Source organism: Psychrobacter sp. P11G5 (assembly GCF_001593305.1).
In the GTDB taxonomy this organism is placed as follows: domain Bacteria; phylum Pseudomonadota; class Gammaproteobacteria; order Pseudomonadales; family Moraxellaceae; genus Psychrobacter.
In genome coordinates this window covers 2,550,193-2,571,966 of sequence record NZ_CP012533.1, presented here as the reverse complement: position 1 = coordinate 2,571,966, position 21,774 = coordinate 2,550,193, and the positions used below count along the sequence as shown (strand labels likewise).

At 43.4% G+C, this 21,774-nt stretch carries 17 protein-coding genes; 7 read left to right on the top strand and 10 right to left on the bottom strand.

The genetic code is table 11. The features are described 5' to 3' along the window. Positions 1–21 precede the first annotated feature (21 nt). From AK825_RS10355 to AK825_RS10340, 4 genes are all read right to left on the bottom strand, one after another. Entirely contained in the window at positions 22–726 is a 705-nt protein-coding gene (locus AK825_RS10355) for a hypothetical protein (RefSeq protein WP_068037035.1), read from the bottom strand. A gap of 84 nt (positions 727–810) precedes the next feature. Continuing rightward, on the bottom strand, positions 811–1,566 hold the full coding sequence (locus AK825_RS10350) for a phosphate/phosphite/phosphonate ABC transporter substrate-binding protein (protein ID WP_227514057.1): 756 nt from the start codon (positions 1,564–1,566) through the stop codon (positions 811–813). Between the two features lie 3 nt (positions 1,567–1,569). Beyond that, positions 1,570–2,064 carry a PAS domain-containing protein gene (locus AK825_RS10345; protein WP_068037032.1) on the bottom strand — a complete coding sequence of 165 codons (495 nt, stop codon included), beginning with the start codon at positions 2,062–2,064 and terminating at the stop codon, positions 1,570–1,572. A gap of 189 nt (positions 2,065–2,253) precedes the next feature. Further along, on the bottom strand, positions 2,254–2,616 hold the full coding sequence (locus AK825_RS10340) for a roadblock/LC7 domain-containing protein (protein WP_068037029.1): 363 nt from the start codon (positions 2,614–2,616) through the stop codon (positions 2,254–2,256). Positions 2,617–3,275: 659 nt separating this feature from the next. Here AK825_RS10340 and gdhA point away from each other — a divergent pair. The 5 genes from gdhA to AK825_RS10315 all read left to right on the top strand — a co-directional run bounded on the left by gdhA (position 3,276) and on the right by AK825_RS10315 (position 10,931). After that, positions 3,276–4,622, top strand: a complete 1,347-nt coding sequence (gdhA, locus tag AK825_RS10335; RefSeq protein ID WP_068037026.1) for an NADP-specific glutamate dehydrogenase — start codon at positions 3,276–3,278, stop codon at positions 4,620–4,622. Positions 4,623–5,375: 753 nt separating this feature from the next. After that, the gene (locus tag AK825_RS10330; protein ID WP_068037023.1) at positions 5,376–7,259 is read left to right on the top strand and encodes a glycosyltransferase family 2 protein; all 1,884 of its coding nucleotides are present in this window, start codon (positions 5,376–5,378) and stop codon (positions 7,257–7,259) included. A gap of 102 nt (positions 7,260–7,361) precedes the next feature. Then, positions 7,362–8,579: a glycosyltransferase gene (locus AK825_RS10325; protein ID WP_068037020.1), complete on the top strand. Its 1,218-nt coding sequence runs from the start codon at positions 7,362–7,364 to the stop codon at positions 8,577–8,579. Between the two features lie 112 nt (positions 8,580–8,691). Then, positions 8,692–9,960: a hypothetical protein gene (locus AK825_RS10320; RefSeq protein ID WP_068037016.1), complete on the top strand. Its 1,269-nt coding sequence runs from the start codon at positions 8,692–8,694 to the stop codon at positions 9,958–9,960. 17 nt (positions 9,961–9,977) lie between these two features. Continuing rightward, positions 9,978–10,931 (top strand): glycosyltransferase family 2 protein, encoded by a 954-nt coding sequence (locus tag AK825_RS10315; protein WP_068037014.1) that lies wholly within the window; start codon positions 9,978–9,980, stop codon positions 10,929–10,931. 66 nt (positions 10,932–10,997) lie between these two features. Here the strand turns inward: AK825_RS10315 and AK825_RS10310 are convergent, their stop codons facing one another. Beyond that, positions 10,998–11,846, bottom strand: coding sequence for a hypothetical protein (locus AK825_RS10310; RefSeq protein ID WP_068037011.1), 849 nt, complete (start codon positions 11,844–11,846; stop codon positions 10,998–11,000). Positions 11,847–12,083: 237 nt separating this feature from the next. Here AK825_RS10310 and AK825_RS10305 point away from each other — a divergent pair, with 237 nt between their 5' ends. Then, a complete protein-coding gene (locus AK825_RS10305) occupies positions 12,084–12,728 on the top strand; it encodes a PepSY domain-containing protein (protein WP_068037009.1) in 645 nt (214 codons plus the stop codon). 309 nt (positions 12,729–13,037) lie between these two features. On the opposite strand, the gene hutI is transcribed toward AK825_RS10305, so the two are convergent. The 5 genes from hutI to hutU form a co-directional block, all read right to left on the bottom strand. Next, positions 13,038–14,366 carry an imidazolonepropionase gene (hutI, locus tag AK825_RS10300; RefSeq protein ID WP_082787229.1) on the bottom strand — a complete coding sequence of 443 codons (1,329 nt, stop codon included), beginning with the start codon at positions 14,364–14,366 and terminating at the stop codon, positions 13,038–13,040. A gap of 201 nt (positions 14,367–14,567) precedes the next feature. Further along, positions 14,568–15,671: a formimidoylglutamase gene (gene hutG / locus AK825_RS10295; protein ID WP_068037006.1), complete on the bottom strand. Its 1,104-nt coding sequence runs from the start codon at positions 15,669–15,671 to the stop codon at positions 14,568–14,570. 103 nt (positions 15,672–15,774) lie between these two features. Then, entirely contained in the window at positions 15,775–17,337 is a 1,563-nt protein-coding gene (gene hutH / locus AK825_RS10290) for a histidine ammonia-lyase (protein ID WP_068037003.1), read from the bottom strand. Positions 17,338–17,477: 140 nt separating this feature from the next. Continuing rightward, on the bottom strand, positions 17,478–18,869 hold the full coding sequence (locus tag AK825_RS10285; RefSeq protein WP_068037001.1) for a YjiH family protein: 1,392 nt from the start codon (positions 18,867–18,869) through the stop codon (positions 17,478–17,480). Between the two features lie 67 nt (positions 18,870–18,936). Continuing rightward, on the bottom strand, positions 18,937–20,652 hold the full coding sequence (hutU, locus tag AK825_RS10280; RefSeq protein ID WP_203226541.1) for a urocanate hydratase: 1,716 nt from the start codon (positions 20,650–20,652) through the stop codon (positions 18,937–18,939). A 288-nt stretch (positions 20,653–20,940) separates the two neighbouring features. On the opposite strand from hutU, the gene AK825_RS10275 reads away from it, so the two are divergent. Then, positions 20,941–21,720, top strand: coding sequence for a UTRA domain-containing protein (locus AK825_RS10275; RefSeq protein WP_227514056.1), 780 nt, complete (start codon positions 20,941–20,943; stop codon positions 21,718–21,720). The last annotated feature ends 54 nt before the right edge of the window (positions 21,721–21,774 follow it).

The window sequence follows — 21,774 nt, the reverse complement described above, 5'->3', positions numbered from 1 at the left end:
GCAATGTTAAACCAGCAATAGCTACGCGCTTGCCTTGTTGTCTAAGCTTAGCGTGTTTTTTACTGGCTTAGAGCCTAAGATTTCTTTTGTAGAAGTTGAACCCGTTTGTTCTAATTGCTGTTGGCAATCACTCCAGTGTTCATCAAATTGCCAGTCGCTTTTACCTAAGCGAAACCAAACGATAGAGAAGGCTAAGCGATCATTACAAGCCAAGCAATGAGCAAAAAATTCACGCTCAATTTGCTCAATCGTATTCCAGTCCGCCGCATCACGTGCGCTCATTAGCTCATTGGTAATGTTCCGAGCGATCTCTTTGGCATCATCACTGCTGATACGTAGGCGATGGGTTTGCACGTTCAACGATGGCGTTACCAGTACGCTCCAGCGCGTCGCAAACTCACTGCTGTGCCTTATATAATCAAGCTTGTTGATACAGTTATGAAAGGCGTGCTCTATCTGCGGATGCAGGCGACCTTGAATACGAGCAAAGATATCTTTGACATCGTAAGGAATGTCATACCAACAGCCAAAGAAAAAGTCAGCGACCGCGCCTTGTAGCGGTTCTTTTTCATTAAGCATCAAAGCGGCATTGATACGTTGTTCGTGATAGTAGTGGTTATTGGGCGCGGCGAAAATCTTCCGAGAGTAATAACGAAACGTGCGACGTGCAGTCATCTCGCCGCTTTTATGTAAAAGTAACTCGTCAGTTGGAAATAAATCAGCCATGACGGTGTCCTTAATATAAGGGGTATTATAGGTTTTAGCGCGACAGACGATACATGATTTTATAAAGCAACAACCTTCTAAAACTTAATCAAGTAAGGTTTCCATCAAATCCAACATAAACTCGCCATCTTCTTCGCTCATCGCCTCAAAGCCTTGCGGCATACCAAGTTCGGCAAGCGCCTCTTTACCACTATCATCTTCATGAAAGGTCAATATCGCCTGACTTAATGCATCCGCTTCAACGAAATCCTCTTTAATCAGTAGCACATGACTAATATCTGCCAAATCACTTTCGATCAGTACTGACAGTTGTGCTTTGGTCAAACGTGAGAAGCTATGAAAGATTTCTGCTAAGAAGAACGCAGCTTGTGCGTCACCTTTAATGACTTGCCTTGCCGCCGCTTGATAGGTTTCGGTCACTTCCCAGTTTAAATCTGCTTCTTCTAAGTCTACCGCTTCTAGTAAGCGCAGACCGATAAGCTTCACATCGCGGTTGTCTGCCATGGCGACGGTTGCGCCTTTGGTCAAATCTTCTAAGTGATTAATGTCACTATTGGCGGCCGCTGCAATGACCATTTCATCAGATTTACCGATTGGGCGTGCGATGGCGCGATAGCCTTTTTCACGAATCAAAGCGGCAGCATCAAAAGGATTGGCATAGATAATATGTATGTCACCGGCATCGACCATCTCTTCTTGTTCAGCATGAGAGGTAGGTGTATTGAGATGCAAGTGAATGTCCGCACGCTTTTGGATTAAGGTGTTAAACATATGCCAACCTGCAAAACGATCAGGTGAAAAATCAGGGGCGATTAATAGGTTATACATCTTCTCGTTCATGATTTAACCTTCCTCATTCTGTTTCATTTCGGCATATTGCATAGTCGCCGCTTCAATTTTGCTACGCGAGGGCTTACGGCGCACGGACGTATAGCCGACGGTTTGTCCACGGCGTACGTTAGGCACGACGGTCGCATATACCCAATAATGGCTGCCATCTTTGCATAAATTTTTGACATAGCCATGCCATTTTTGTCCTGCCTTCACCGTTTGCCATAAGTCCTGATAAGCGGCATTGGGCATATCAGGGTGACGCAATATATAGTGCTGCTGACCGATCAGCTCGTCTGTCGTATAGCCACTGATTTCTACGAACGCATCATTCACATGGGTGATGATACCGTCTAAATCCGTACGCGAGACGATTAGCTTGCCATCAGGATAGGGACGTTCAATCGCAGAGTCATAAACGCTGCGTGAAGTACCGTCATGATAAGTCAGTGCAACTTTCTCAGCTGGCATATCAGGCTTCGCGGCATCGAGAAGGGGAGAGCCCATAATAACCTCCTATATTTATCATTATAAATTTTCAGTCGTCTATAGTCATAAAACCGCTACGGTCTCAACTTCGCTCGCCATATTAATCTATAGCTTGCTCTTGGTTTGCTTTGGTTTTTTGGCGTCGATATTATTGTGGATCGACTATGCTAGACGACAAGAATGATTTTTATTACCTAGATCTATTACTTAGATCAGCTTGGCAAGTGCTTCTGAGGCGCGTTTAATGTCCAAAAATATCAACCCAAGTTTGGCATTGGTTTTGGCCATAATCGTAAGGACTGCTTCATCACCTGATGAAGTCATAATTACATAGCCTTTTTCACCTTGAATCATAATACGGTCAATACTGCCACGAGCCAACTCACGACCTGCGCGGTCACCCAACGATAATAACGCTGCTGACATAGCACCAACGCGGTCTTCATCCACGCCTGTCGGCAAAGCTGAAGCTATCATTAAGCCATCGTTTGAGATTAGAGCAGAGGCTTCGACGTCTGCTGATGAGCTATTAAGGTCTTCTAGTATTTGTTGGAACGAATCTGTACGCATAGATATCTCACAATCTCTCATTGTTAAATGGACACAAACCATTCATTGATAATATTCAAAAATAACTTTGTATTTAAACAAAGGATGTATTCAGGTAAACGATTATAATACCTTACTAGCAATGTGGATTATTATAATGCCTTACTATTAATAATGATATGAAATTATCGAATTTAAGTTAAGTTTTTTGCCATTTGCTTTACTTTTTATACCGCTCATACGCTTATTCAGGCCAATATATGATAAGAATCAATGAGATGCCTTAGGATGTATTCGTCTATAACCATAGCCGTTCATAATTAGTAGCATTTATATTGCAATACGGGATTGACTTTTTTCAGTAGCAGGGTAAATTAAATAGGAGATGTCAAGTAACCAACCGTTTTGACCATATAAGCTGCGCGCCACAATTACTGTCTTTGTCATACCGATCCCATCTGTACATACTCAGTAGTCTCAAAGTGATATGCAATAGACATATAAACGTCATGACGCCTGTCGGTTGCTTAACTTATCGGCTTTTAATCCCGCTAGCCTTTTGTGTACCGAACGCAAAAAATCAATCCTGCATCAGTACTTGCAATGCCGTAGTCTACTGAGTACGGTATTGTAGAGATGTAATCGAGTACCATCACACGTTCTATAGTTAAGGAAGATCTATGAGTATCAGTCAGGCCATCGAAAAAGTTGAAGCGCGCTATGCACATCAACCTGAGTTTGTTCAAGCAGTCAAAGAAGTTGCGCTTACCATTGCCCCTTTATATGATGCTCATCCTGAATACCAAAAATTCAAAATATTCGAGCGTCTAGTAGAGCCTGATCGTATTATTGCTTTTCGTATTAACTGGGAAAACGATAAAGGCGAAGTTCAAGTCAATCGCGGCTGGCGTGTTCAGTTCAGCAACGCTTTGGGACCTTATAAAGGTGGCGTACGTTTTCATCCATCGGTGAATCAATCTATTTTGAAGTTTTTAGGCTTTGAGCAAATCTTCAAAAACGCATTGACCGGTCTACCTATGGGCGGCGGTAAAGGGGGTTCTGATTTTGACCCTAAGGGCAAAACTGATAATGATATTCGTCGTTTTTGCTATGCTTTTATGCGCGAATTGCATCACTATGTTGGTAAAGACGTTGACGTACCAGCAGGCGATATCGGTGTTGGCAGCCGTGAAGTCAGCTATATGTTTGCCATGTACAAGAACTTGACTCACGAGCACGGCGGTGTATTAACCGGTAAAGGCGTGGGTTTTGGTGGTAGCTTGGTGCGTACGGAGGCCACAGGGTATGGCGCAGTTTACTTCCTAGAGAATATGCTGGCCGCGCAGAACGAAGATATCAAAGGTAAGAGGGTGTTGATATCAGGGGCGGGTAACGTCTCACTACATGCTGCTGAAAAGGTCTTTATGCTCGGTGGTATTCCAATTACGGTGTCTGATTCAAAAGGTACTTTGTATGATGAAGCAGGTCTCGATCAAGAAAAAATCGACTGGCTTAAAAAGCAAAAAGAACAAAGTAAACCGTTAGCTGACTATGTCGATGTCTATGGTGGCGAGTGGTTTGCCGATCAAAAGCCATGGCAGTTTAAGGGCGATATCGCTATCCCTTCAGCCACTCAAAACGAAGTTGATGAAGATGATGCCAAACTCATGGTTGAGAACGGCATAAAATACGTAGTCGAAGGCGCTAATATGCCTCTGACTGCCAAAGCAGTTGATTATATCTGTCTGCATCGTGTGCATTATGCGCCAGGTAAGGCAGCAAATGCTGGAGGGGTCGCAGTATCTGCGCTTGAGATGTCGCAAAACTCAGTACGTCAATATAAAAGTTTTGATCAAATTGATGAGCGTCTAAAACTTATTATGAAGAATATCCATGATTGTGCGGCTGAAGCGTCAGAGAAGTACAATCAGACTGACAATGGTTATATCGACTATGTTGCAGGTGCCAACATTGTCGGTTTCAAACGAGTGGCTGATGCGTTATGTGCTTATGGTATTTTAAACTAACTTGTGATGTAAGATAGCTTATGACATAAACTAATAAGACTGTAAGGTAGCTTGTTCTTAGCTCCTAAAGTAGTCTGAAAGCAGTGTTAGAGCATTCTTAAATACCGCATCTATATCTTATAGGTGCGGTATTTTTTTGTGCAAAATAAAGCTATAGAAATCAATCTATACATAAGACAAGCATCACTTTAACCAACCTTGATAGCATTAAAGAAATAGCTATTAACATGACGTGTATCTTCGAGTATTTATCGTTAGCTATCAAACAATATGATTAATGTATCAAAGACGATAGATAGAGTTATATGGACGCTAAGCGACTAATATAGCAGCGTTTTTACAATAATTACGTGGCGTTACACTATGGGGTGATTATGTACATTTCACAGGTAAAGACTATTATTTCTTTCAACTATCATAGATTTTTATACAGGCAGATAACGATAAGACTTTGAATAATATTACTCAGATAAAATTTAAGACTAATACAAACTGAGTGTCAATTAAGCAGCTATAAGTACATGGGTTGACCCTCTCGCTGATAGATAAATTATGACGATTATAGAAACCGACAAGTTTCTATTTTTCGTTTTAATTTCCTTCTTAGTTAACGGGTAAACACAGGGACAAGACATGAGTATCAATAAAGTAAATTATTCTACAAAAACGTCATTATTTATAAGTGAGGAAACCATAAGACAGAATGCTATAGAAAGGAGTGCTATAGCAAAAGGTGCCATAAGGAGAGATGGTATGAAAGAAGCTGACGTAAATGCAAACCAATACGTTGTCACAGATAATAAAACAAAAAACATAAATAGCTTGAGTTTAACCAAGAATAATACATTAAAGATTCATAGTTCACCAAAGACTGATAGTTCACCTGCTTATCATCTAAAGAATTCTAAAGCTCAAACTGAGAGTCACGGCAGAAGCGATCGTAGCAATAACTTCGAAGAAAAAAATCTCAATAGAACTATTCTGAACAAAACTCTTCTCAATAAAAACATTCTAAATAGAGCAGACAGCCAGACGTACAAAGCTGTATCAAAGAATGCCCATATTAGTAAAGAAACGCCTATACGTTTAAGTTTTCAGCTAATGACTCGTGCTGAGCCAGCAGCGCTAGTCATTGAGACAATTAAATCATTATTAGCTATCAAAGCAGACGACGATGAAATTCTAATCGTCGATAATAATAATACCCAAACGACCTTATACGAGCCATTAGCACAGTTCTGTGCCAGTCTTGCTGCGCGTCATAATGTACATTTTTATCATATTGATTCAGTTGCAGGCTTTAAAGCAGGTGCGCTCAATTTAGCGTTGGGACTCATGGATCCTAATTGCAGTCATATAGTAGTAGTCGACAGTGATTATCAGGCGTTACCGCAGGCGCGAATATCAATTGCAAATGCTATCGAACGCTATCCGTCTCATGCGCTATTGCAATTTCCGCAGTTTTATCGGGACGCAGGGCGAGTCGATATTCATAGCGAGTTAAATCATTATTTCAATCATCATTTATACCGTCCATTCAACCGTAAACGTGCGCTATCGACAGGGACTTATGCGGTTATTCGCCGTCGCGCGCTACTAGATTTGGGCGGTTGGTCAGGTGCATCAATTACCGAAGATGCGCAGATGGGTGTGCTGATGCATGGTCGCGGCTTGCGTAGTCAGTTCGTTCCTGAGGTTATCGCGACAGGACTGCTGCCGACTACCTTACACGACCTAATGAGTCAGCGGCGACGTTGGATCTACGGCAATATGCAAGTGCTTAATACTTACTTTTCAGCGTCATCAAACTTGCCTTCAACAAGTTTATTCGCCACAGGTTCACCAGACACAAAAAAGAAACTCAGTGAGCGTCTAGCTTATATGGGTGCGCACTTATCTCAGCTTAGTGCTTGGGTGAACTTTACCGGTATCTTTATCGTATTGCAGTTATTGACGCTACTTATCATTACGGGTGCTTTGTTGTTTGGCAGCAGTTTGAATATTCATGCTTTGCTCGCTCCGCTATATATCGTGTATGTGAGCTACGCTATATTCTTGGGTAGGCGCTTATGGGCATATATGCAGGATAGTGCACCGCTCAATCAGCAAACTAGCAATGGAGCTGCGCCAAGTTTAAGTAATCGTTTGCGGGCTTGGGCTGTGCATCTGAATTTTTGGGAGCTGGGCGCTTTATCATGGTGGCCAGTACTATGGGGACAAAAAAAGCCATTTATCTGTACGCCGAAGCAAGAGTTTGTGCGTACACGCAAATCAGTTTATGTTGCCAATTTAATGGCGATGCCTAAAGTATTGCTAATGCTAAATATAACCACAGCCATAATCGTATCGCCATTTTCACTGTTATATTCACCGCTACTATTTGGCTGCGCTGTGATGGTTTGTATCCTAAAAATATGGGCTGCCAAGGTGATGCTGGATAATTACAGCTATGAAGAATATAAGGTTGCAAATAAAAGGGTAGCTGCTGAGACCTTAATTACTAAAAACCTCAGTGCTATCAGTGCTAAAAGCTTCGTTACTAAAAACTTGTCTCAGCCGCACATGATTAGTATTGCTAAATCAAAAGACAGACCTTTGGTGTCTTCATTCAAAGACGACAATGCTGTTAATTTTTAACAACATTAATTTTAATCTCTACAATTTTTATCTGTACCTAATAACTGTCATTCAACTCATATTTAGTTAATTTATACTTAATCAATTCATATTGGACTCGTTATGCTATCTAGCCCTACTGTCGATATATCAAGTATTACTGCTTACCGTGATGCTAGCGTAATGGATACTCCTGTATTGCGCATTGCTGTTATTGCGCACTCTTTGTACCCAATTGCACAGCCATACGCTGGCGGTCTTGAAATGATTACCGAGCTTATCTGTGATGAATTGGTTGCTCAAGGGCATGAAGTGTCGCTCTATGCACACGCTGATAGTCAAACTAATGCGACACTCGTGCCCTTTATGACGCGCATGCAGTTTGATGCGTTGGTCTATGACAAGGAGCATGATTCGGTAGGTATGAGCCGTGAGGAGCTGTATCAGTATTTGGTGTATCAGCAAGCCATGCGCGATATCATCAGTCGTGATGAACAGGGCATGATCGACGTGGTGCACAATCACAGCTTGCATCATATACCGATGATGATGGGTCAGGCGTTTGGCGCACGCTTCTTTACCACCTTTCATACGCCGATTTTCCCGCAGCTGCGCTTAGCATTATTGACACTACGTCAAGGCACGCAAACCCAGTTCACCGCGATTAGTGGTCATCAGCAGCAGTTATTTGCTGAGTTCGTGCCTTCTCATGTGGTCTATAACGGTATTGATGTACAGTCGTTTAAAGCTAACGTACAACCGATTGAAGATGAGGTTTACTTTTGGTACGGACGTATTTGTGTGGAAAAAGGCACACATCTAGCGATGGAGTATTGCAAAGCGGCAGGCAAGCGCCTCATTATTGCAGGGCCAAAGAGTAATGAGGAATATTTTGATGAGTACGTTGCGCCGCTACTAGAAGAAGATAAAAACGATGGGTCTTTATTCAATTACGTCGGTCATCTGAGTAAAGATCAAATCAATGAACGCTTAAGCCAAGTGACTGCTATGCTATTTACCAGTACATGGGACGAGCCTTATGGCTTAACGCTGGCTGAGAGTTTGGCTTGCGGTACGCCAGTGATTGGATTTGATGTCGGTGCGAGCGCTGAGATTGTCACGTCATCGACTGGTATTATCGTACCTAAGATGGACAAAGACGCTTTTATTCAAGCTTTTGATGATATTAAACATATTTCTCGCGTGGCATGTCGCCTTCGTGCTGAGCAGTTTTGTTCCGTCGCTACAATGGTTGATGGTTATCTGCGGCTATATGAGCAGGTATTAGAAAGTAGTGACAATGATAGTGTTAGTGCTCAGATTCAGGCCTTGTCTTTCTAGATGCTACTTATGATTCAAGTTCTAGCCTACTAAAATTTTCTAAAGTAAACAGACTAACTTCACTAGCTATTTAAGTGTCATTTCTTAATAAGTAAGTTCTAGGACATCTTTTATGCGTATTGGCTATTATGCTCATCATCATGGTTCAGGTCACTGCCGCCAAGCGGATAAATTGGCTGTTCTACTGCCGCCTACATTACGCTCGCAGATAACAGTGTTTACCAGTTTTCCTAATGATGGTTATCGCTTTAGCGCGATAGCTGATGAGCAAATCGTACGTTTAAGCGCTGAGGATCAGCTGCCAGAAGATGTACTGCCAGGACGAGCTGGTGAGTATTGGCAGCCGAGTAGCTTGCATTACTCGCCAGTAGGTAATGGCAATGTGCAGACGCGCAGTTGGCAGCTGCTCAATGAGATTCGTCAGCGCCGGATTGACCTGATGATTATTGATGTCAGCGCTGAAGTTGCCATGCTATGCCGTACAGCTAGCGTGCCTTACTTATACGTAAGGCTGGCAGGCGAGCGCGATGATAAGCCACATTTGAATGCCTTTGCTGGCGCGCTGGGATTATTAGCCCCTTATCCAAAGGCGCTTGAAGCGTCAGCAACGCCGGACTGGGTACGCCAAAAAACGCTATATCTTGATTTCATGCCCAATAAGACGGATGAGCTGTTAACGTTTACCGCCTTTATAAATAAGCTCATGACGCTCACTACTGATAATACTATTCATGAGCGACTTTACTCGCGTTTAGACGCTGTCAATAAATCAGCTGAAGACAATGCTAACGAAGGCAACATTGTTACTGTCATCAAGGGCTATGGTGGGCATGATGCTATTGATGCCAAGCTGCCAGAGCTACGCCGTGCATTACCGAACGCATTGATTATATCGCTTGGGCCTATTAATGATGAGGCACGTGATTATGTCGATATTGCTGCTCACGTAGATGATGTGACCCCATTTATTGCCTATAGTGATCTGCTTTTGATGGCTTGTGGTTTGAACGGTATTGCGCAAGCGTATGACTATGCGACGCCGCTTATTGTATTGCCAGATGAGCGTCCGCATCGTGAGCAAGAAGTCATGGCAGAGGCGCTAATTGAGCAAGGCCGTGCTTTAAGTTGGGCACAGTTTATCGGTCAAACTTCAAGTTTGGGTAGTCAGGATATACCGTCTTTTTTATCAGTTAACAATAAGTCAATTAACAACGAATCAGTTATCAATGAATCAATCAACACTGATAAGACTGCTTTGACGGGTAACCAAGCTAATATGCTAGCGCAAGAATTTATGGATAGTTTCGCTGACTATACTTCCGTTAAAGCTTGGTTTGAGGAATGGTTATTGCCGCAGCTAGGTATAAAACCTGAAAGATAATAAGAGCAAATATTTCTATGACAACGATAACCAAAGCGCAAGACGCCATTCCCATGAGTGTAATTACTACCTGCTATGGACGCAATCGACACCTCTACAATCTACTCAGTAGTTTGGCGCAGGGTAGTGTCAAACCAGCAGAAATTATTATCGTTAATGACGATGCTGAGCATGAACGTCTAGCAGAGTACGATTTAAATATTATTAAGTTAGCAACGACTACAGCGACTGAGGATGGATTAGCAAGTAGCGCATCATTTGATATTGGTCGTAACCGTAACCTTGGAGCCGCGCGCGCCACGTATGACGCCATGGTTTTCTTGGATGTAGATTGTATCGTCGCCCCAACCTTTATTGAGCAGCTACATTATAAACTCCAAGCACATTCCAAAGCCTTATTGATGGGTCAACCGCGTTATCTGATGCGTCCTTTAACCGATGATGAGGGTAGTCAGCTACAACAAGGTAAATTAGCAGCCGATTATCTAGACAAGCTGTCCGTATTTAACCCTTATCGGGATAACTTTGATTTGCAGCATCAAGATAAGTCTATTAAACAGACGCAAGATTATGGTGCATTTTGGAGTCTTTGTTTTGCGATAATGCGCAGTCAATTTGAGCGAATTGGTGGCTTTGATACGGATTATGTCGGCTACGGCGCTGAAGATACGGATTTTGCTTTTATGGCGCGTGCGTTGAATATCGATTTTTACTTAACTGATGATGTGATTTACCATCAACAGCATAGTGTCTATAGACCGCCGCTTAATCATTTAGATAGTATCGTTATCAATGCCAATCGCTTTTATGAAAAATGGCAACATTGGCCGATGTCAGGATGGTTAGCAGAGTTTGCGCAGTTGCAATTGATTAACTGGCAAGATACGCAGACAGTACCGATTGCTATCAATCGACAGCCAAGTGAAGTCGAGATTAGAGCGGCTCATTATCCGGATGCGCCTTATGTTTAGTATGCTGTATATCTAAATGATGTAGAGGCTCTGTTTTATTAACACTGATTCGTTAGTGCTGATGTATTAATACTGACGGATAATCTCGACGCTATTAGGCGGCGTCGCAAGCTCTTGTCTTTCAAACGCCCAATTATGCCCATCCCAAAAGTGCGCTGTTTTATCATCATTATTAAAGCCCAACATGATCATCGATATTGGCATCTCAGTATTTTGCTGCTGTTGCACCTCCAAACATGCCGCTAATAATAGCCGATACAACAAAAATCCTGAGGTCGGCGCAGATGAATGGATATCAGCAAAAATAGGATAATCTGCTACCACGCTATGCTGCTCCGATAGCACGCGACAATGCTCATCGCTATGCAACAATTCATTTAGCAGTTCTGGAATCTCTAGTACTCGGCTAGCTGTTATCGGGTCATCATTAGGGCTGGGGTCGTCAGCTGGTAATGGAAACTGGTAGTCAGTATTCCCAAACAAGATGCCAAGTGGTGCATGCTTGGCCATATCTAGCATTGCAGTTAAGTTGTTACTACGCGGCGGCATGCCAAAATGCAATAAACTGTCGCCGATTTTTCTAAAAAATAACAGTTTTGGTAGATCTTTAGCGCTAGGGTGATGAGCAAAAAAATCAGCATGAATAAAGTCATTAAACAAAACTAGCATATCTGTCGGCTGCAACAGCGTCTCTAAGCTCGCTGTATCTATTGAAGGGTTATTTGCTATCAATACAATCCGTTTACTCTGCAACATTTGCTCTTGAATGATAAGCGGTAAGCTTGCAAAAGCCAATGCCGACTCAGTATCAAAACCAGAAGTATCAAAATCAGCAATAATGTCAAAACTAACGCCCGTTAAAGAGTGATAAGTATTATCGTATAGTGAGTCTGTTAGGTGGGACGTATTTAGCATAGAGGCTTAAATGACCTAAAAAGGTGAAGTAACATTATAAAAAACGGAATAACATTATACCTTATTTCTACTGCAATAGCATTACCTAAGTGTATGATAGCCATAGAAAAAAGGTAATTATTAGATAATGTTTTACAGTACATTAGTGCTACATTACGCTACCTTTTTGTCTCATGTTTATCCTTATATATCCGTATCATAAAAGCAATTCCATAATGGCTATAAGGATAAAGAGATATGAGTAATATTATTAAAAAATTGCAACTGACTACATTGGGCGCTTGTCTAACTTTAGCATTGAGCGCAGGTGTAGTGAGTACAGCTGTTAGTGCTGCTAATCATACTGACGAAGTGAGTGCTGCTCAAACAGCGAAAATTAGCCTAAAGCAGGCGATTACTACGGCGAGCAAAGAAGCTTCCGGTACTTTAATCAGCGCAGAGTTTGATGAAAATGACAGCGATGCTGAGGGTGATGGCGGTGTCTATGAGCTGGAATTCAGTACTAATACCACTGGTTATGAAATCAAAGTTGATGCTATAACTGGCAAAGTCGTAAAGTCTGAAACCGAAAATTTAGATAAAGATGATGTCGATAGTTATGAAGTTCAGCAGCAAGCAAAAATCAAGATTATGGATGCTATCAATACTGCGGAAAAACAAACCAGTGGTCGTGTCTTAGAAATTGAATTCGAAAATGATAATGATTATGCTGACCATCAGACCTACTACGAAGTTAAAGTACTAAAGGCTGATCAAATTGTTGAACTAAATATCGATGCCGAAACAGGTACTGTATTTGAACGTAAAACTAAAGACACTGATGCCAATAGTAATGCCAATACTAACGTCAATACTGATGCTGCGGCAGATGTAGAGTTATAATGCTCACTACAGAGTTTAGTTATTCATAGATAGTTGATATTAAATAAATATGTGAAGTTATGACACGGAACTGGTATAAGTTTTTTTGGCTATTTGTGTTTGCATAGACAAAGGCTGCAAAACTCACAAGCTAAGAGCATGCATCCTAGTTTCACTGTATCGTTTTATATTTAACTGACTATATTTGAACTGGCTATATATCGAACTGATTATGTGATAGTAACTTGTTAATTCGATAGCCAATAAAGAAGCCCCAATCATTTAATGGTTAGGGCTTCTTTAATTATGCTAAACGTTTATATAAATTCGCTATACCGTCTCATGCCATTTACCTTGAACCATAACACCTGCGATAGGATTTAGCCCCATTTGATAAGCAAGGTCAGCAGGGCGAGCGATATCCCATAACGCTAAATCAGCATCGTAACCCACTTCTATTTTGCCTTTTTTGGCTAGACCTAACGCTTGTGCCGCATGAACGGTCGCTCCTGCCAATACTTCTTCAGGGGTTAAATAAAATAGTGTACAGCCCATATTCATCGCTAATAACAGCGACGTTAATGGGGAAGTACCGGGGTTGCAATCTGTTGAAACGGCAATCGGAACTTGATGTTTACGCAACTCTTCAATCGGTGGCAGTTTGGTATCACGTAGCGTATAAAAAGCACCCGGCAGTAGCACCGCTACCGTGTTGCTTGCGGCCATTTTTTTAATATCGTCTTCTACTAAGTGCTCAAGATGGTCGCTTGATAGTCCTTGGTATTCTGCTACCAAAGCACTAGCGCCTATGTTTGAGAGCTGCTCAGAATGCAACTTAACTGGCAAGCCTAACGAACGAGCAACTTCAAAGACGCGCTTAATTTGCTCAGCAGTAAAGGCAATGTTTTCACAGAAGCCATCGACCGCATCGACCAAGCCCTCGCTATGCAAGATTGGTAACCACTGGCAAACTTGCTCGATATAGTCATCCGAGCGGTCCTGTACGTGAGACTTGTATTCAGGTGGTAGGGCATGGGCGGCTAAATAAGTGGTGCTGACATGAATGTTGTGTTTGTCACCGAGTGCGCGGGCGACTTTTAGCATTTTGCGCTCAGTTTCTAGGTCCAGTCCATACCCAGATTTGATTTCGACACTGGTCACGCCTTCTTTGATGAGCGCGAGCAGACGTTTTTCACTTTGCGCAAACAATTCTTCCTCATTCGCTGCGCGGGTGGCGCTAACGGTTGAGACAATGCCGCCACCTTGTGCCGCAATATCTTGATAACTGGCACCTTGCAATCGCGCTTCGAACTCGTTGCTGCGGTTACCGCCATAAACGATATGGGTATGACAATCGATGAGTCCAGGCGTGACCCAGTTGCCATCAGCGTCTTTGATTTGATTATTTTTATAATGAGTAAGATGCGGCTTTATTTGCTCATGCGTACCAACCCATGCAATTTTGCCGTCTTTGATACCGATAGCAGCGTTTTCTAATTGACCATAAGGGGTGCTTTTTTCTTGGTTGTCATTATAAATATCAAACCCGTATTGCGCTGAAAAAGTTGCGAGATTGGCATTGATAATGAGGTGGTCAAACGACGTCAGAGTGGAATCGTTTATAGGCATTTGGTCTGTAGGATTTGTAGTATTAGTCATGATGTGCTCCTGCTTATTTTAGTTTAGAGCTAGCAATTTTGAGTAAGAAGCTACAGTCAGTTCAAATAATAGCGTTATAACTATTATAATGTGCTACTAGAGTAAATTTTCCTTGCTTGCTGTGCCTACGCAGACAGAGGCTGCGAAAAATGTACTCTAGTAGCACTGTAACTTGTTTATAATGAACTGACTGTATTTCGTCTATGTTAATAGTAGATGCTGCTCGATAATAGTCGCCAAGAGGCGAGCGGCGACTTTACAGCTGCGTCCATCAACATCAAAGGTCGGGTTAATCTCGGCAATATCAGCTATTCTTACTTTGTTTGATGCCATGATATGTTTGACCGCGCGCTCAACGAATGCCAAGTTAATACCATAGGCGGCGGGCGCACTGACACCAGGAACGACGCTCGACGGCAGGCAATCCATATCAATAGTTAAGTAGACCACATCGACTTCATTGATAAAGGTCTCTATTTGAGTAGCAATTTTTTTCCATTTTTTATTGGTGCAATCTTCATCACTGATAATGTGTACGCCTAACTGCTCAGCACGGTCAAAGAGCGCGGCAGTGTTGGAAAACCGACTGACGCCGATACAGCAATAGTGAAATGGCTGACCTTGTTCATCAAGGTGCTCGGCAATTTGACGAAATGGCGTACCAGACGTGGCGACATCAGATTGACGAATATCTAGATGCGCATCAAAGTTAATCACCCCGATGGTAGGCATTGCGCTCGCATGGCTTTTGACATCATTTTCAACATGGCTCTCGACATTGCTGACGTCATTAGTAGGCTGATCGGCTTTTGATGACAGCGCCTGCCATAATCCTAAAAAGCTACCATAAGCGATGGCATGACCACCACCAAGCCCGATAGGTAGACCGCCTTCCTGGATAATATGGCTAATCTTATCGGCATATTTTACTTGAGCTTGCTCCAGAGTACGCTCGGCAAAATCATCATTATCATGACAATGGATATCACCAGCATCACCTAGTAGAGTCGGCAGTTGACCCTCATAGCGTTGTTGTAACTCAGCGATGACCGGCAGCGCCGCAAATGCTTGGCGAATCAAGGGCGGCGCAGCTCTTGCACCTACGCGTCCTTGATTACGTCTGACGCCTTGATCACAAGCAAAACCGACCAGTCCAATGCGCTGACCATTTTGCTGACTGGTGCTATCAAAGGCATAAGGCTGCGCTATTTGATACCAGTAGCGGGCGCGCGCAGACTCAAACGGCTCTGCACGTCCTGTCCACCGACTCATATCAGCTGCAGTGTGGCTAACGGCTATTGTCATTGTTGACCTCCTTTCATAATATAAAACCTGACTTTCAATTTAGTATGGCTTACGCCAATAAAGCTAGATGGTTGAGAGTGGGTATTATATATATAAAACTTTCCTATTTAGACTCATACCAATCGCTGCGCAGTGACTGCCAATATTCGGTGAGCGTGCCATCTAATACTAGTTGTTTTGCTGCTTCAATATCAGGCGCTAGGTAGCGATCTTTATCATAAAAAGTGACTTGCTCGCGTAGTTTTTGATGTGCTGTTTTCAACGCTTCCGAGGTATCTAGTCCACGATGGAAGTCGATACCTTGACCAGCAGCCAATAACTCAATACCGATAATGGTGGCGGTATTTTGCGCCATCTCGTATAGGCGGCGCGCACAATAGGTTGCCATCGATACGTGGTCTTCTTGGTTGGCAGAAGTTGGAATGCTATCGACACTGCCAGGATGGGCGATAGATTTGTTCTCTGAGGCGAGTGCCGCTGCGGTGACATGGGCAATCATAAAGCCTGAGTTCACTCCCGCATTATCCACCAAGAATGGTGGTAAGCCGCCTGACAAGGTTGCATCAATCAATAAAGCCACACGGCGCTCAGACATAGAACCAATCTCAGCAATTGCCAAGGCTAAAATGTCTGCGGCAAAGGCAACTGGCTCGGCATGGAAGTTACCACCTGAGATAGCAACTGGGCCATCATCGTTAGTGAAGATAAGTGGGTTATCGGTCACCGCATTAGATTCAATTAATAAGGTTTTTCCTGCTTGGTTGATGATATCAAGGCAAGCACCCATGACTTGTGGCTGACAGCGTAAGCAATAAGGGTCCTGTACTCTATCGTCCTGTTCGCCATCATGCGAGGCGCGGATAGCACTGCCTTTAATCAGCTGGCGATGCGCTTTAGCAATTTCAATTTGCCCATGATGACCACGCACTTCATGAATACGCGCATCAAATGGAGCATCTGAGCCTTTGGCGGCATCGATAGACATGGAGCCGACGATGGTTGCTGTCTCAAGTAAGTCCCGTGCTAAGAAATAACCACGCAATGCCAATGCGGTTGAGACCTGAGTACCATTAATAAGAGCGAGCCCTTCTTTGGCTGCTAGGGTAATGGGCTCAAGACCATGTTGCGCTAATGCATCAGCAGCGGGTATTTTTTTGCCGTCAACATAGACATCGCCTTCGCCCATCATCGCCAGCGTCATATGCGATAAAGGTGCTAAGTCACCAGATGCCCCAACGGAGCCTTTGGCAGGAATGTTTGGGGTAATTTGATTGTTGATTAAGCCAAGTAAGCTATCGACCACAGCGCGACGTACACCAGAGACGCCTTGCGCTAAACTGGCAACTTTCATCACCATAATTAGCCTGACCACGTTGTCTGGCAGTGCTTCACCCGTACCCACCGAGTGAGAAACGATAAGGTTACGCTGGAGTAGCTCAAGCTGATCATCACTGATACGGGTTTTTGCTAATAGGCCAAAACCGGTATTGATACCATAAGCGCTCTTATCACGCGCAATGATGGTGCGTACATCTTCATGTGAGGCATCTATCGCTTCATAAGCGCTTTCAGGTAGTGTCAATATGACAGGTCGCTCATAAATATCGCGCAACATCTCGAAGCTTAATTGGCGCGGATGTAGGGTTAGTTTTTTGATATCAGTCATGCGAGTTATCCTAATTTTATGAGCTATATTAATTGTATTTTTTGTTGTCTATACATTTTAGTTTATGCTTTGTTGTTTATAAACAGTTAAAAGCTATGCTGTTTAAATTTTCTTAACCAATCCTGCTTGTTTCAGTCGGTCTAACTGATCCAGCCCAAATATATCGCTAAGTGTCCAAAAGGTGCAGCGATTAGAATGCTAAGCACCACTCGCTCAAACCAAATAATGACCATCTTAGGTACTGACAGCGGAATCTCAGTTGCCAATACACAAGGAATCATCGCTGAAAAAAACAGCACGCTACTAATCGAAACCACTCCTGCCACATAGCGGGTCAAGATCTCAGCTTCCGTTAGCAAGAGGGCAGGCAAAAACATTTCAGCCAGTCCCGCTGACATGCCTTTGGCAGCAACTAGTGGCTCAGGCATACCGGTTACCCAAGTGAATGGATACAAGAGCAAGCCCAAGGCATCAAAGACAGGCGTATATTTGGCTAGTAATAAACCCGTTAACCCTACCGCAATAATCGAGGGTACAATCGCTGCCGCCATCGTCACCCCATCGCGAAAGTTCGACCACATAATTTGTTTGAGGTCAGTCGCACGGCGCGAAGTAGCCAGTCCCAAATGATACGCTGCTGCTAAGCGATTACCTTGTTGGTGGTCCAAGTTTGGACGCTCGACGCTATCATCAAAACCTCGAATAGGTGGAATACGTGCACTAATGGCGGTGACAATAAAGGTAATAATCAGTGTCGACCAAAAAAACAGATTCCAAAATTCCATTAGACCAAGGGTCTTAGCAACGATGACCATAAACGCTGCCGACACCGTAGAAAAACCAGTAGCAATAATGATGGCTTCACGAACCGAATATTGATTTTGCAGAAAGACCCGATTGGTAATGAGCAGCCCAATAGAGTAACTGCCAACAAAAGAGGCGACCGCATCAATCGCTGATGAGCCGGGTGTTTTCCAAATTGGCTTCATAATAGGCTGCATGAGTACTCCAAACATCTCCAGCAAGCCAAAACCGAGCAAAAAAGCGAGGATTAATGCGCCAATAGGGACAATCATGCCGACTGGTAATGCCAGTTTTTCAAACAAAAACGGCAACATGTCCTTTTCCATGATGATAGCAGGCGCCATATCAGTGATATACATGATGGCGAGTACCAGCCCGATAATCTTAAAGGCGGTTAATATCATATTGGTGATATTTTTACGCCATGAACCATCGTAAATGGGTTTGCCAACACCATAAATCATCAGTAAAAACAGTAAAAATACCGCAAGGGTGTGCTGCTGAGTGACTAGATAAGTTGCCCCGTGATCAAATAAAATGGTGCTCTTTTCACCAATAGTGAAGGGTACAAAGAACATCACCAGACCAATAGCACTAAATACGATTAGCTGTATCAGCGCTACAGGTTTGGACAGCAGCTTTTCAGGCGGCGGGCTAGCAGGTGCTGGACTGTCTAGAGGCGTTCTAGGCAAAGAGCTACCTGGGGGCAAAATATCACGTTCAGACATATTATCGTCCTTGATAAAGTGTTGATGATGTCCTTATATCATTTGAGCATATAAGGACAAGGGCAAGCTATTTAATCATCGGCAGATTTAAGCCATAGTCTTTTGCTGTTTTGATGGCCAGCTCATAGCCTGCATCCGCATGACGCATCACACCTGAGCCGCAATCATTGACCAGTACTCGCGCCAAGCGCTTGGCAGCGGCATCTGTGCCATCAGCGACGATGACCATGCCAGAGTGCTGCGAGTAACCCATACCAACACCGCCGCCATGATGTAATGACACCCAAGTGGCGCCGCCTGCGACATTGAGCATGCCGTTTAATAACGCCCAGTCAGATACCGCATCTGAACCATCTTTCATACTTTCTGTTTCGCGGTTTGGGCTGGCAACAGAGCCAGTATCCAAATGGTCACGACCGATAACGATAGGACCTTTTAATTCACCATTTTTAACCATCTCATTAAAGGCTAAGCCTGCTTTATCACGTTCACCAAGGCCTAACCAGCAGATACGCGCTGGCAAGCCTTGAAACTGAATGCGTTCTTTTGCCATGTCTAGCCAGCGATGAATATGCTGATTTTCAGGAAACAGCTCTTTAATCTTCTGATCGGTTTTGTAGATATCTTCTGGATCACCTGATAATGCTACCCAGCGGAATGGGCCTTTGCCTTGGCAAAACAGCGGGCGAATATAAGCAGGGACAAAACCCGGGAAATTAAAGGCATTTTTCACCCCTTCATCAAAGGCAACTTGACGAATGTTATTACCATAATCAGTCGTTGGGATACCCATTTCTTGTAGATCTAGCATGGCCTGCACGTGTACGGCACAAGACTCGGCGGCATCTTTGGTTAATGCGGCATGTTGGTCCGGATTTTCTTGTGCCGCTTTCCATTCTTCAACTGTCCAGCCACTTGGCAGATAGCCATTGATTAAGTCATGAGCGGAGGTTTGGTCAGTGACCAAATCAGGTTTTATCTCGCCTGCATTGGCACGCTTAACCATCTCAGGCAAGATATCCGCCGCATTACCAAGTAGCGCGATTGAGACGGCTTCACCCGCGTCCGTATGTTGTTTAATCAGCTCATAAGCATGGTCAAGATCGTCTGCTTGCTTATCGACGTAACCAGTACGCAAACGGAAATCAATACTAGACTGTTGGCATTCGATGTTTAAAGAAGTTGCGCCGGCAAAGGTCGCGGCTAATGGCTGTGCGCCGCCCATACCACCAAGACCAGCGGTCAAAATCCAACGTCCTGCCCAGCTGCCATCATAATGCTGGCGACCGGCTTCGACAAAAGTTTCATAAGTGCCTTGGACGATGCCTTGAGTGCCGATATAAATCCAGCTACCGGCAGTCATTTGGCCGTACATAAATAGGTCTTTGCGATCAAGCTCATTGAAATGCTCCCACGTTGCCCAGCGCGGGACAAGGTTGGAGTTGGCAATCAACACACGTGGCGCATTTTCATGAGTTTGAAAGACGCCAACTGGTTTGCCTGATTGCACTAATAAGGTCTCATCGTCTTCTAATTCTTTGAGTGACGCGAGTATTTGATCATAGCTTTCCCAGTTACGGGCTGCACGTCCGATACCGCCATACACAACCAAGCTTTTTGGGTTTTCGGCCACATCAGGGTGTAGGTTGTTTTGCAGCATGCGATAAGGCGCTTCGGTCAGCCAGCTTTTGCAATTGAGCGTACTGCCAGTCGGCGCAGCAATATTACGACTCTCATCACGACGCGTAAATTCATTATTGTTGCTGGTTCCGTTGTTGCTCATTCCATTATCGGTAGTCATGATCATGTCCTTGTGATTATCTATACGATTTACTATTAACATTATTTGGTATTGTCAATAAGTTGTATATACAAATTATCAAAGATTATTTTTTCATGCAAGCATTTTTTTATAAATAGTTAAATTATTTATGAAGTTGCTTTGTTTGATAGGCTGTTCTCATGGTGATTATGATAACTGTCATGATATTATGTCAGCACTTTTATAGCTGCATACCTGTATAGTTGAAGTCGACGGTTAAAGATGAGCATGACAAAGGTGAAGAGTGACATGACAAAAACAGTTCCAGCATATCAGCGGATTAAAAACGCAATATTGGATAATATCCATTCTGGAAAATGGCAGGCGGGCGAAGCTATCTCTACCGAAATGGCGTTGGCGGAAGAGTTTGGCGTATCGCGAATGACAGTAAACCGCGCCTTAAAAGAATTAAGCGAAGAGCGGGTATTAGAGCGTCGGCAAGGGTCGGGGACATTTGTCGCACAGCAGCAGTTCAATCATACCTTTGTAGAAGTGCGCAATATCGCTCAAGATTTAAAGTCGGCCAATCGCGACTATCAGGCACAAGTGGTGAGCAAACGCGCTATTACCGCGAGCATGTTAGATGATGAGATGCGCCGTAAATTTGGTATTGATGAAGCAGTTGTATCTTCTAATTCTAAGGGTGATGATTCAAAGGACACTGATAGCAATACTAATAGCACTGAGCCGGCTGTTTTATATGAAGTAAAAATCATTCATTTCGCTGACGGTCAGCCGATACAGTTTGAAGAGCGTTGGGTGGATGCGACAAAAGTACCAGAGTTTATCGAGCAAGATTTTAGTGTGGTAAATACTAGCGATTATCTCATTGCCGAAAGCCCACTTGAGCGCGGTAACTATACCATTCGAGCCTTAGCAGCACCTGATGAGATCGCTGATGCCCTACAGATTGCACCGCAGTCACCGACGTTAGTGCTACGTCGTCAAACTTATTCGGCAGGGAAGGTACTGACCTTTGTCAAGATGTGGCATGCAGGCGATCGCTATCAATTCTCTGGCAAACTTTAACAATCTTACGCGTGCTCACTGTTTTTGTACGGTTATTCTTGCCAAATTGCGATA